Below are 13,138 nucleotides of genomic sequence, written 5' to 3'. Positions count from 1 at the left end.
CCGCCGGGCCAGGGTGCACCGGGCCGGGATCCGCTCGGGCCGGGGCTCGCTGGTCCGGGGGCCCGCCGCCTCAGCAGCTGGGGACCTTGTCCCCGGTCCGCAGCGCCTTCAGGGCGTCCATCGCGCCGTCGAGCGTGCTGACCGGGATCAGCCGCATCCCCTTCGGCAGCTCCGCCCGCGCGTCCGCGCACTCCTTGCGCGGGACCAGGAAGACCGTGGCCCCGTCCCGCCGCGCGGCCTGCGTCTTCAGCGGGACGCCGCCCACCGCGCCGACCTTGCCGCCGGCCGTGATGGTCCCGGTGCCGGCGATGGTGCGCCCGCCGGTCAGATCATGGCCCGCGCCGTCGCCGTCCAGCTTGTCGACGATGCCCAGGGCGAACATCAGCCCGGCGCTCGGCCCGCCGACGTCCGCGAGGCTCAGCTTGACCTCGATGTCTTTGGTGGACCTGCCGAGCTGCCCGAGCGCGGCGCTGGTGGCCGTGTCCTGGGACTTCCGCATCTGCTGCGCATTGTGCTCGGCGATCTCCTCGGTGTTCTCGCCCACCGGGTAGACCGCCTCCCGCGGCATCACGGCCTCGTCCGTACGGAACCAGCCCTTGACGAGGTCCGGCAGATGGACGTCGGCCTCCGGGCCGGTGGCCACGATCGACGTCATGCGCAGCTGCCCGCTCGTCTTCCGGGTCTCGGCACCGGTGATGGTGATCACCGGCTTGCCCTTGTCGTCACCGAGGACATTCGCCGTCATGCCCGGATAGGCGAGCGAATACGGCAGCGGGGCGAAGACCGCGATGACGAGAAGGGCGAGAACGAGGGCGGTGCAGACCGCCAGGGCGCGGGTGCGTGCAGACACCCCGCCACCCTAATTGACCCCCGCCTCACCAGGGCCTCAAGGCGCCGCCGCCTCACGACACGGCCACCGCCCCTTCACACCCCACGGCCTCGGCAGCCTCCAGGGCCTCAGCGCAGCGCCTCGGACACCTCCCGGGCCGCGTCGACCACCCGCGGTCCGACCCGCTCGGAGACGGTGTCGGTGAGCATCACCACGCCCACGCTCCCCTCGATACCGCTCACCCCGAGCAGCGGGGCCGCCGCACCACTCGCACCGGCCTCCAACTCCCCGTGTGTCAGGGCGAGTCCGGCGTCCTGGGTCCGGCCCTGCCGGGCCTTGAGGATCGCCCGCCCGGCGGCTCCCCGGTCCAGCGGATGACGGAAACCGGCCCGGTAGGCCACGTGGTAGTCGGTCCAGGTCGGCTCCACCACGGCGACCGCCAGCGCCTCCGTGCCGTCGACGAGGGTGAGATGCGCGGTGGCCCCCACGTCCTCGGCGAGCGACCGCAGCGCGGGCAGGGCGGCCTCCCTGACCAGCGGATGCACCTGACGGCCCAGGCGCAGGACGCCCAGGCCGACCCGGGCCCGGCCGCCGATGTCGCGGCGCACCAGGGCGTGCTGCTCCAGCGTGGCCAGGAGGCGGTAGACGACCGTGCGGTTGACGCCGAGCTTGTTGGACAGCTCGGTGACGGTCAGCCCGTGATCGGTGTCGGCGAGAAGTTTGAGGACGCGCAGCCCTCGGTCGAGTGTCTGGGAGGTCTCTGCGGTCACGACGCCCCTCCTGGGTGAGTGGCGGCATCGGGCGCGACGCGCTGCGGGTCCCGGAGCAGCGCGCGCTAGAGGCCGCCGGCCGCATGGCACCGGCTGCGCTCCGCGGCGGCGCTGCCACGGGGCGTGTGCGTGACCGGGACAGTAGCGAGCCGGTTCGGTCAGCGGAAGAGTCCGTCCAGAATCCGGTCTCCCGTGCCCGAAATATCCCAGTAGGTCCACTCAGAGCGGCCTGTTGTGCTCCGTGTGGTGTTTCAAGGAGGGCTACGGCGTTATCCGGGTGTTACGGGACGGACGGATCACGGGCGAGGCGGAGGGTCCCGGCCGGGCCGGGTACGGACGAGGGCGGCGCACCGTCCCCACGGCACACCGCCCCACAGGCCCCGGACGGGCTCACCGCATCCGCGTCGCCCACTCCCGTACCTTCTTGATCCGCTCACCCAGCTGCCCGGCGGTCGCCTCCGCGCTCGGCGGCCCGCCGCACACCCGCCGCAGCTCGGTGTGGATCACACCGTGCGGCTTCCCGCTCTGATGGACATACGCCCCCACCAGCGTGTTCAGCTGCTTCCTGAGCTCCAGCAGCTCCTTGTGCGTGACCACGGGACGCCGCTCGGCCGGCAGCTCCAGCAGATCCGCCTCCGCGTCCGGCCGCTTCTTGCTGTGCGCGATCTGCCGGGCCTGCCGCTTCTGCAGCAGCATCTGCACCTGGTCGGGCTCCAGCAGCCCGGGGATGCCGAGGTAGTCCTGCTCCTCCTCGCTGCCCGCGTGCGCCTGCATACCGAACTCGGCACCGTCGTAGAGCACCCGGTCGAAGACCGCCTCCGACTCCAGCGCCTCGAACGAGAACTGCTCCTGCTCGCCGGTGTCCTCGTCCTGCTCCTTGTTCGCCTCCTCCATCTCCTTCTCGGATTCGGCGTACGGGTCCTCCTCCCCGTCCTTCTTCGGCTTGTCGAGGACGTGGTCGCGCTCGACCTCCATCTCGTTGGCGAAGCCGAGCAGCATCGGGACGGTGGGCAGGAAGACGGAGGCGGTCTCGCCGCGCTTACGGGAGCGCACGAAGCGCCCCACGGCCTGGGCGAAGAACAGCGGCGTCGAGATCGTGGTGGCGTACACCCCGACCGCCAGCCTCGGCACGTCCACCCCCTCGGACACCATCCGGACCGCGACCATCCAGCGGTCCTGGGAGTACGAGAAGTCATCGATCCGCTGGGAGGCCCCGGAGTCGTCGGACAGCACGAGGGTGGCGCCCTCCCCGGTGATCTCCCGGATCAGCTTGGCGTACGCCCGCGCCTGCTCCTGATCGGAAGCGATCACCAGCGCACCGGCGTCCGGGATCGACTTACGGACCTCGCTCAGCCGCTGGTCGGCGGCGCGCAGCACATTCGGCATCCACTCACCGCGCGGATCCAGCGCGGTACGCCAGGCCTGCGAGACCGCGTCCTTGGTCATCGGCTCGCCGAGCCGGGCCGCGATCTCGTCACCCGCCTTCGTCCGCCAGCGCATATTGCCGCTGTAGGAGAGGAAGATGACCGGCCGGACGACACCGTCGCCCAGCGCGTTCCCGTAGCCGTAGGTGTAGTCGGCGGAGGAACGCCGGATGCCGTCGTTCCCCTCCTCGTACGTCACGAACGGAATCGGGTTGGTGTCGGACCGGAAGGGCGTACCCGTCAGCGCCAGCCGCCGGGTGGCGGGCTCGAACGCCTCCAGACACGCCTCGCCCCACGACTTCGAGTCACCGGCGTGGTGGATCTCATCGAGGATCACCAGCGTCTTGCGCTGCTCGATCCGGTTGCGGTGCAGCATCGGCCGGACGCCCACACCGGCATAGGTGATCGCCACACCGTGGTACTCGCGGCCCAGCGGCCCCGCGCTGTACTCCGGGTCGAGCTTGATACCTATCCGGGCCGCCGCCTCCGCCCACTGCTTCTTCAGATGCTCGGTCGGTGCGACGACCGTCACCTGCTGCACGACATGGTGGTGCAGCAGCCACGACGCGAGCGTGAGCGCGAAGGTCGTCTTGCCGGCGCCCGGCGTCGCGACGGCGAGGAAGTCTCTCGGCTGGGTCTGGATGTAGCGGTCCATGGCCGCCTGCTGCCAGGCACGCAGCTTGTTCGCGGTACCCCAAGGGGCCCGTCCCGGGAAGGCCGGGGACAGGTGATGGTTATTGGTGGCGCTGGTGGTGGTAGTCACGGTCTCCGTCGGCTGGACTCGGGGATCGGCAACCGCGCCACCCTACCGCTGCGTTCCGCTGCGCTTTGCCTTCGGCCCACGTTGTCGGCCGTCCCGCCGTGGGGGTTCCTCGCCGTTGCGGGTCCGCTGCGCGGGGCGTGGGCTCGGGTGATGCTTTCGGGTTCCCCGCCGTTGCGCCTGGTGGCGGACCGGTCCGCTGCGCGGAGCTGTCGGGGTGCGGTGACGGACCTCCGCGGGTGGGTGTCCGGACTGCTTCGCTTTACGTCCGGACACCCACCCGCTCCGGCCCGTCCCCTCCCGTTGGGGGGAGGGAAGAAACCTTGGTGGGGGTGGTTGCCGGTGGTCCGGTGCGCCTTGTCCGACACACGTAGCCCGCCCGCGAACGGAACCCGGACCATCTCCGCACCCGAACGCCCGCCCCGACTCACCGTCACTCACTCCACCCACGGGAGGGGACGGGCCGGAGGGGCCGGTGTGTGGGACGTAAAGCGAAGCAGTCCCACACACCGGCCCCGGAGGCCCGTCACCGCACCCACAGCCCCGCGCAGCGGACCCCGCCCGCCGCAGGCGCAACGGCGAGGAACCCGCAAGAATCACCCGCACCCAAGCCCCGCGCAGCGGACCCGCAACGGTGAGCAACAACCACGGCGGGACAGCCGCAAACGCGGGGAGCTAACTGAGACGCCTCGCCACGGCCCCGCCCAGCAGCGCGACGAGCGCCATCGTCGCGAACACGGCCACGAACGCCGCCGGATGACTCGCCGCGCCGGTCGCGGCGACCGCGGGGCCGTGGGGCGCGATCGAAGCGCCGCCGAAGGCTACGAAGAGCACACCGCCGACCCCGACGAACGTCACATTGCCCAGCGCGTCCGACATCTGCAGGGACGCGGAGTTGCTGCCGGCCTCCTCGGGGCGGGACAGCTTCAGCAGCAGTACGCCGCCGCTGGAGATGTTCAGGCCCATGCCGAAGCCGCCGATCGTCCAGGCCACCGCGACGATCGCGGCCGGCACCCCGTCGATCAGGGCCAGCGGCACCATCGCGATGGCCACCGCCAGGAGCACCATGCCCAGGCCCATCAGCCGCTCCCGGTACGGCTCCAGGCGCGGCCGGCTCTGCACATACGAGCCGAGCGCCCAGGTCAGCCCGCCGCCGGTGAGGGAGAGCCCGGCGAGGGTGGCGGACAGTCCGCGCTGGGTGACCAGCATCAGCGGGATGAAGCTCTCGGCGGCGACCATCGCCCCGGCGGCCAGTCCGCGCATCAGCACCACGGACGGCAGGCCGCGCGCCGCCCGGAACGTACCGCGGGGCAGCAGCCGCACAATGCCCGGCACCAGCAGGGCCAGTCCGGCGGCCGCGGGCAGCAGCGCGAGCCAGGACGGGTGCTGGCCCGCGTACTGGAGGAGGCAGGCGCCCACGGCGACGGCCAGCGCGAGCAGACAGCGCCGGCTGCCCAGCACCTGCCGCGCACCGCCCCGCGCGCCCGGCCGGGTCCGCGGCAGGGTGCGCAGCGCGGGCAGCATCACCACGAGCGGCAGCAGTATCAGGACGGGGATGGCGAGGAAGACCCAGCGCCAGCCGAGGTGTTCGGTGACGGTCCCGGCGACCAGCGGTCCGACGATCACCGGCACCACCCAGGCCGCGGAGAACGACGCCATGATCGACGGGCGCAGCCGCTCGGGATAGGCGCGGCCGACGACCACGTAGAGCGAGACCACCACCAGGCCGCCGCCGATGCCCTGCACCCCGCGGCCCACGATGAACATGCCCATGCTGCGCGCGAGGCCCGCGACCAGCAGCCCCGCCCCGAACGCGGCGATCCCGGTGAACAGCGGCCCGAGCGGGCCGCGCCGGTCGCTCCACTCCCCCGCGAGCGCCATCGCGAACAGACTCGCCGTGAAGAACGCGGAGAAGCCGAAGGCGTACAGCCCGATGCCGTCCAGGGCGCGGGCGGCGACCGGCATCGCGGTGTTCACGGCGCTCGCCTCGAAGGCGACGAGCGAGACGACGGAGATGATGCCGAGGGTGAGCGCGCGATGGGCCCGGCCGAGGATGCCGCCGTCCGGCCCGCCGCCACTGCCGTCCGCGGACCGGGCGGAGTGGCCGTCCGCGGACCGGGCGGGGTGGCCGGGGATCGCGGCGGTCTCCGCGCCGGGTGCGGTGTCGGCATCCTCGTCGGTGCCGATACTGAGGTCGCGGCCGGTGCCGGTGCCGAGGTCGTGGGGGCGGTCAGCGGTCATCGGGCCAGCGTAAGGGCCGTACGGCGGCAGTGCCCCTGGCGGAGGGCGGGGATCGGGTCGGTCGTCGGTCCTACGCCGCCGGCCCGCCCGGACCGCCTCCGCCCGGCCCTTGCCGCCACATGTCGGGCAAGCTGTCCGTATGCCGCACTTCCGTACGTACGACGATGCCGAGCTCCACTACCGCGTGCTCGGGCCGGACGACTCGGCCCTGCCGCCCCTGGTGTGCCTGGCCGGCGGGCCCGGGCGGGACGCCGCATATCTGGGCGACCTCGGCGGCCTGTCCGCACACCGGCAGCTGATCCTTCCCGACAGCCGCGGCACCGGCGCCTCCCCTGCCGCCGCCGACCCGTCCCGCTATGCCTTCCCGCAGCTCGCGGAGGATCTGGAGGCGCTCCGCGCGCATCTGGGCCTGGAGCGGTTCGCGCTGCTGGCGCACGACGCGGGGGCCGCGGTCGCGCAGGCGTACGCGGCGGGGTATCCGCAGCGGCTGACCCGGCTGGTGCTGGTCTGCCCCGGCTCCCGGCTGCAGGGCGAACTCCCCGACGACGCACAGGAGATCTTCGAGTCGCGCCGCCACGAGGAGTGGTGGCCGCAGGCCTCGGCGGCGCTGCGGCAGCTGGCCGAGGCGGCCGATCTGAGCGAGGTGCGGGAGCTGCTGTTCGCCGCGGCGCCGCTCGCCTACGGGCGGTGGGACGAGCCGCAACGGGCCCATGCCGCCACGGAGGGCGCGCAGTTGGGGCCGGTGCCACGGGCCGGGTTCTGGCAGGGCGTGGACGAGCAGCTGCGCGCGGCCCTGCTCGCCGGGCTGCACGAGGTGACCTGCCCGGTCCTGGTGGTGACCGGGGACCGGGACGCGGTGACCGGAATGCGGGCGGGCGAATGGGTGGCCGCATCATTCCCGGACGCACGGGTGCATCCCCTGCACGGCGTGGGCCACTATCCCTGGGTGGACGAACCGTCACTGTTCGGACCGGTGGTGGAGGAATTCCTGCACGCGGTGTGAGGACGGCTCGGCGGGGAGCCGGACCATCGACACCCTCCATGACCGGGCCGCGCTTCATGAACCCCGTGTTGCTGCGCGGTTGCTGCGCGGTTTCCCCGCATTACCTTGCATTTCCCCGCGTTGCAGCCTCATGGCGCCCCGCCCCGCACCCTTGCCGGGCGGGGTGCCCCGCGGCCTACAGTCGGGACAACAGCAACAACCCGGCCGTGTGCCCGAGTGGTTCAGGGGCTCGCCTGCAAAGCGAGTTACGTGGGTTCGAATCCCGCCACGGCCTCTCTTTCCGAGGAAACGAAAGGGCGGCATCCCTCCAGGGATGTCGCCCTTTTTCCATGGCGGCCGACAAACGTGGCCGACAAACGTGGCCGACAAATGTGGCCGGCAAAAGACAAAGGCAAGGAGGTCAACCACTCCTTGCCACTCTCAACTTATAGCGCACCGGGGGGCTTGCGGCAAGGCCCGGGTCGTGCCGCAGAATCCTCGGCCTGACCAAGAATTCTGCGGAAATGGGCGTTGTGATGATCGATGTGATCGTTGTCGGTGGTGGACCGACCGGGTTGATGCTGGCGAGCGAGCTGCGGCTGCAGGGTGTGCAGGCGGTCGTGCTGGAGAAGCTTGCGGAGCCGACCGCGCAGTCCCGTGGGCAGGGCCTGCACGCGCGCAGCGTCGAGATGATGGACCAGCGCGGCCTGCTGGAGCGGTTCCTCGCGGTCAGTGAGAAGTTCCAGGTCGGCGGTCTCTTCGGCGGCATCATGAAGCCGTGGCCGGATCAGTTGGACACGGCGCACCCGTTCGGCGTCGCCACCCCGCAGCCGCTCACCGAGCGGCTGCTCAACGAGCGCGCGCTCGAACTCGGTACCGAGATCCGGCGCGGCTGCGAAGTGGTCGGGCTGAGCCAGGACGAGGACGGGGTGACCGTCGAGCTGGCGGACGGGGCACGGCTGCGCTCGCGCTATCTCGTCGGGTGCGACGGCGGCCGCAGTGCGGTGCGCAAGCTGGTCGGCGTCGGTTTTCCCGGTGAGCCCGCCACGGTCGAGACGCTGCTGGGCGAAATGGAGGTGACCGAGGATCCGGCGACGATTGCCGCTGTTGTCGAGGAGGTCCGCAAGACGCACCTGCGGTTCGGCGTCGGCCCCGCCGAGGACGGTGTGTGCCGCGTTGTCGTGCCCGCCGACGGGGTGGCCGAGGACCGTGCGACCGCGCCGACCCTCGACGAGTTCAAGCGGCAGCTGCGGGCGTACGCGGGCACCGACTTCGGCGTGCACTCGCCGCGCTGGCTGTCCCGGTTCGGCGACGCCACCCGGCAGGCCGAGCGCTACCGGGTCGGCCGGGTGCTGCTGGCCGGCGACGCGGCGCACATCCACCCGCCGACCGGCGGGCAGGGGCTCAACCTCGGTGTGCAGGACGCGTTCAACCTCGGCTGGAAGCTGGCCGCCGCGGTCAGCGGCTGGGCACCGGAGGGCCTGCTGGACAGCTACCACGCCGAACGGCACCCGGTGGGCGCCGCCGTACTGGACAACACCCGCGCGCAGATCACGCTGCTGGGAGCCGATCCGGGTGCGACCGCGCTGCGGGAGCTGTTCTCGAAGCTGATGGACCTCGAGGAGGTGAACCGGTACGTGACCGGGATGATCACCGCGGTCGGGGTCCGCTACGACTTCGGCGAGGGCCACGAACTGCTCGGCCGGCGGATGCGGGACGTGGAGTTGAAGCGGGGCCGCCTCTACGAGCTGATGCGCGGCGGCCGCGGACTGCTGCTCGACCAGACCGGCCGGCTCTCGGTGGCGGGCTGGGAAGACCGGGTCGACCATGTCGTGGACGTCAGCGAGGAACTGGACGTGCCCGCGGTGCTGCTGCGGCCCGACGGTCACGTGGCGTGGGCCGGTGAAGATCAGCAGGATCTGCTCGGCCGCCTGCCCCAGTGGTTCGGCGCCGCCGTCGGCTGAGCGCGCAGTCGTGGCCCCGGGCCCCCGGGCCCCCTCTCCTGCTTCCACGCCTTCCGGCTCCCCACCGGCCGTGCCGCCGCGCCCCGCCCCTAGCGGCCGGCGGACAGTCCGGTCACGAAGCGGTAGATGTCCCCGGCCTCGCCGGTGTCCGTCGGGCGGCGCAGCTCCACCAGCGCCAGCGGACGGTCCACCGGCTCGCCGGTGTCCGGGTCGAAGGCTATGTAGCCACTGATGCCACGGACCCGGGACCTGCCGTTGGTCTGCTCCAGCATGGCCAGGACCATACGGGCGGTGACCTGGCGGGTGCCGTAGACGCCGACGGCGTTCCGGGCCGCCTTCCCTATGGTGTACGTGGCGTCATGGCCGAGCATCGCCTGGCCGCTGGCGAGGTCGGTGGTGGGGCCGCCGACCGCTGTGCGGTAGGCGCGCTCGAAGTCGTCGAACGGGCCGTTCCCGGCGCCGCCGTAGACCTCCTTGGATATCGCGGGGTGGGTGAAGGCGGTGTAGTAGACGGTCAGTTGGCTGTCCTTCCAGCGCTCGGCGAGGGTGGCGAGCTCGGCGCGGTGCCGGTCGCCTCCGGTGTCGAAGTAGATGCCCAGCGCACTGGAGCCGGAGAGCACCGTCGTACGGCAGTGCCGGCCGCCTTCCCCGGCCGCCTCGATGAACCGGCGCAGCTCCCGGCCCCGGCCCGCGAAATACACCGCGTCCGGCGGCTTCGGGTCACCGCAGACCTTGTCGGCGACCAGGGACAGCGCATTGCCCGCGGTCGCCGCCTCGTCCTCCCCGGAGCGGAACGGGATGATTTCGTCGTCCACGTCGAGGCCCGCGCGCCGCGCCGCCCGTGAGAAGTCCTCGTAGAGCGAGGTGTTGTAGTTGTCCTTCTCGTTGCCGTCCCTGATCACCTGCACGCGGTAGCCGGGGTGCTTGCGCTGCTGCTCCTTGAGGTAGCCCGCGGCGGCCGCGGTCTGGTCGCGGTTGGGGAAGGAGACCCGGTAGAACCCGGCCGTACGGGAACTCAGCCCGTCCGCCGCCACGGTCGCACCGACCATCGGCAGCCCGGCGGCGCGCAGCCGCTGCACGGCGCGCATCGTACGGTCGTTGCTCTGCCCGAAGCCCGCCACCGCGACCAGCCGTTCCTTGTCCTTCATCGCGATGAGCTGGTCGACGACCTGGCGCCAATGGCGGTCGCCACGGCCGGTGTTGGCGAGCAGCAGGCGGATCTTGGGGAGCGTCGAGCGCTCGGCGTTCAGGGCGCGCTGGGCGAGGTAGGCGCCGCTGATGGCCTGCCGGGTGGCCTCCGGCCCGCGGTCCGCGGAGCCGCCCGCCATGGCCTCGAGATAGGCGATGGCGACCGACCGTTCCCCGGACTTGGCGACCTCGTCGTTCTCGGCGCGGATCCTGTCGCTCAGCGACTTCATGTTCCCGAAGGCGTACGCGCCGTCCGTGACGCCCACACACTCACCGTCGGCCACCTCGCGGACGCCCTCCCCGCAGCGTCCGTTCGTCTCGACGATCTGCACCACGGCGGCGACCACGACCGCCGCCGCCACCAGCACCGAGATGATCCACAGCCCCCAGCGCCGCGGGGGCCGGGGCGGTTCGAAGAGACGGGTGCTCACAGCCACGGCTCCTTTCCGTACTGCTTCGCCTTCCGCAGCAGCGCCGAGGTCCAGGGCACGCTGTCGGCATGCACCGCGAGGGTGTGGAAGCGGGCCTGGATCTCGCCGTACAGCTCGGCCCCGGGGTCGCCGAGCGGATCGCGGTACGGATCGCCGACCCGGTCCGTACGGGGGTCGTCCGGCGGCTCGGGGCCGATCCAGACCGCCGCGAGGAGCCGGGTGATGGTCCGCAGCCGCTGCTCCACGGCGCCCTCGCCCAGGTGCTCCACCAGCCGCTCATAGCGCTCCCACAGCGGCTGATCGAGGGCCGGCCCGGCCTCGGCGAGCGGCGCGCGCCGCAGCCGGCACAGCTCCGCACACCACTCCTCCGGGGTGACCCGGTCGAACGCGTCGTCCAGATAGGCGGCCGCCGCGGCGAGATCGCCGCCCGCCAGCGCGTGATAGGCCGCGGTGGCCTCCTCCCCCGCGGCGGCCGCCCGGTCCCGCAGCGCGGCATGCACCGCCCGCCGCCCCCGGATACCGGCCGCCCCGTCAACGCTCCCGGCCGCTCCGCCTGCCGCGGTGTCGGGCTCGGGGACCGCGGCGAGCCGGCGCAGCAACAGCAGACGCAGCAAGGGGTGGGGGGTTTCCGTCCGGCCGTCGGACTCCTCGTCGCCCCCGTCGAGATGCATGGTGCGCAGCACGTCCGTACAGAAGTCGTTGAACTCCTCCTGGACGCGGGCGCTCGACTCGTCCCACAGCACCCGGCCCGCCTGCGCCTGCGCCAGGTCGACGGCGGCCGAGCCGCGGGCCAGCGCCTGCATCAGCTCGCCGCTGGCGTCCATCGGCAGCAGCCGCTCCAGCAGGGCGTCGACGAGGTCCGAGGAGGGCTGCAGGACCTGCCGCAGCCGCGCCTCCCAGCCCTCGTCCGCCGGGCACTCCAGCAGGGCCTCCAACAGCTGTGCGGTGCCTGCCGGATGCCCCCGGGTGAGCTCGTACACCACCCAGCCCAGCCATTGCACACCGTTGTCGGCAGCCGGCACCGGCACCCGGGGGCCGGCCGACCGCAGCGCCTCCTTTGCCTGCTGCTCGACCTCATGACGGACCAGATCGCGCAGCCGGCCCACCACGAGCCCCTTCACGACCTGCTCCGGAACGAACCTCTCCTCCTGCGCGGGCCACCGGCCGGGCAGCACACCGGGCCGCCGCGGCCCGCCGAACGCAAAGCCCTCCAGCGCCGCCGGATAGCTCCCCGCGGTGGCGAGCACCAGCAGCGGATCGGGCGCCCCGGCCTTCCGCCGGGCGTCCAGCAGCGCTTTGAGGAAGTCGTTGCCCAGCGGACTGTCGACGTTGTCCAGCAGCACCAGGCACTGCGTCGTACGCCGCTTGTCACCGCCACGCGAGCCGTACGCCCGCCCCAGATCGTCCAGGAAGGCGTCGAAGAGCACCGCCTCGGCCCGCTGCCGCTCGGCCGCCTCGCGGTCGCCGTAGCGCTGGTTGAGGTCGATCAGAAAGCCGTCGACGGAACCGCCGCCACGGCTGCGGCGCCGGATACGCGCCAGCCGCCAGCGCACCCGCAGCCGCACCCAGTGGCGCCGCCACTCCGGCAGCAGCGGCAGCGCGGCGGTCACCGCGGTGGGGGCGCCCAGAACCGTCGCGGCATACGCGGCCAGCTGGTTGATCACCTCCGAGCGGCTGCCCGGCGGCCCGACCAGCGCCTCTTCCATCTGCCGTACGGCGGCGTCCCGGTCGGCCGCGTCCATCCGCGCCGCGACCGCGATGGTCAGCAGCCCGAACGCCGGGAAGCTCAGCCGGGCGAAATCCCGCTTCGACTCGTTGAGCTGGAAGACCAACGCGGCCAGCACATCGATCGGTTTACGGCCCTCCTGGCCCAGCGCCGCCAGATCGAGGCGGGCCACCGGGGCCCGCCGGGCCCAGTCCGCCAGGTGGCGCAGCACCGTCGTCTTACCGCTGCCACGCGGCCCCAGCAACAAGGTGGCAGGCAACTCGGGCCGGCTGCCCGGCCTGCGCACCAACAACTCCTGGACGTACCGCTCCACAGCCCGGTCCCGCCCGGACTCCCCCGCCCATTCCTGCGGCATCCCCGCTCCCCCTCGACCTCGCGAATCCCTGTGATCCCCGCGATCCCCACGACCGGCCGGCGCTCACTCCGGCCGCCCCAGGATCCTCCAATTCCCGTCCCTTGCAAGCACTTTGACCCCACCAGACCGTTTTCCTCCCCTCACGCACCCCCATCTCACCCACCGGAAATCACTCTAAGTGACCCCACTGACAAACGCCGTGACGGACAGTGAAAGCGCAGGTCATCGACCGATCCCCGAAGCAACACGCACGAGACACACACGCACGAGGCCCACCCCCGGCCCTGACCCGATGCGCAGCCGCTCACTCACACCGACCGGCGACCCAGCCACGCGCAACGCCGAACCGCTGCGCGGACACCGCCCCCACCGAGCCGCTGCCCCCTCCGATCCAGGGCACGATGCCGCCCCGCCCCGCCCCGTCCCGCCCCACGCCCCCGCGCACACGCCACTCACCGCAAACCGACC

8 protein-coding genes and 1 tRNA gene are annotated in these 13,138 nt (G+C 72.4%); 3 read left to right on the top strand and 6 right to left on the bottom strand.

Annotation, left to right across the window (positions count from 1 at the left end; genetic code table 11):
- Positions 1–70: 70 nt before the first annotated feature.
- From STRNI_RS26370 to STRNI_RS26355, 4 genes are all read right to left on the bottom strand, one after another.
- Positions 71–850 carry a S16 family serine protease gene (locus tag STRNI_RS26370; RefSeq protein ID WP_277412132.1) on the bottom strand — a complete coding sequence of 260 codons (780 nt, stop codon included), beginning with the start codon at positions 848–850 and terminating at the stop codon, positions 71–73.
- Positions 851–957: 107 nt separating this feature from the next.
- On the bottom strand, positions 958–1,599 hold the full coding sequence (locus STRNI_RS26365; RefSeq protein ID WP_018091274.1) for an IclR family transcriptional regulator: 642 nt from the start codon (positions 1,597–1,599) through the stop codon (positions 958–960).
- 390 nt (positions 1,600–1,989) lie between these two features.
- Positions 1,990–3,786, bottom strand: a complete 1,797-nt coding sequence (locus STRNI_RS26360) for a DEAD/DEAH box helicase (protein WP_018091273.1) — start codon at positions 3,784–3,786, stop codon at positions 1,990–1,992.
- 672 nt (positions 3,787–4,458) lie between these two features.
- Complete coding sequence (locus tag STRNI_RS26355) at positions 4,459–6,024, bottom strand: MFS transporter (RefSeq protein WP_277412131.1); 1,566 nt, start codon at positions 6,022–6,024, stop codon at positions 4,459–4,461.
- A gap of 139 nt (positions 6,025–6,163) precedes the next feature.
- Here STRNI_RS26355 and STRNI_RS26350 point away from each other — a divergent pair, with 139 nt between their 5' ends.
- The 3 genes from STRNI_RS26350 to rox all read left to right on the top strand — a co-directional run bounded on the left by STRNI_RS26350 (position 6,164) and on the right by rox (position 8,970).
- On the top strand, positions 6,164–7,027 hold the full coding sequence (locus tag STRNI_RS26350; RefSeq protein ID WP_018091271.1) for an alpha/beta fold hydrolase: 864 nt from the start codon (positions 6,164–6,166) through the stop codon (positions 7,025–7,027).
- A 202-nt stretch (positions 7,028–7,229) separates the two neighbouring features.
- A tRNA-Cys gene (locus tag STRNI_RS26345) sits at positions 7,230–7,301 on the top strand.
- Positions 7,302–7,542: 241 nt separating this feature from the next.
- A complete protein-coding gene (gene rox, locus STRNI_RS26340) occupies positions 7,543–8,970 on the top strand; it encodes a rifampin monooxygenase (protein WP_277413325.1) in 1,428 nt (475 codons plus the stop codon).
- An 89-nt stretch (positions 8,971–9,059) separates the two neighbouring features.
- On the opposite strand, the gene STRNI_RS26335 is transcribed toward rox, so the two are convergent.
- Both STRNI_RS26335 and STRNI_RS26330 read right to left on the bottom strand, forming a co-directional pair.
- Complete coding sequence (locus tag STRNI_RS26335; RefSeq protein WP_277412130.1) at positions 9,060–10,589, bottom strand: ABC transporter substrate-binding protein; 1,530 nt, start codon at positions 10,587–10,589, stop codon at positions 9,060–9,062.
- A complete protein-coding gene (locus STRNI_RS26330) occupies positions 10,586–12,670 on the bottom strand; it encodes an ATP-binding protein (RefSeq protein ID WP_274735905.1) in 2,085 nt (694 codons plus the stop codon). The genes STRNI_RS26335 and STRNI_RS26330 overlap by 4 nt, the downstream gene beginning before the upstream one ends.
- Between the last annotated feature and the right edge of the window lie 468 nt (positions 12,671–13,138).

It is taken from the genome of Streptomyces nigrescens, assembly GCF_027626975.1.
GTDB classification, from domain to species: Bacteria; Actinomycetota; Actinomycetes; order Streptomycetales; family Streptomycetaceae; genus Streptomyces; species Streptomyces nigrescens.
The sequence above is the reverse complement of the archived record's forward strand: the minus strand, read 5'-3'. Positions and strand labels throughout refer to the sequence as shown.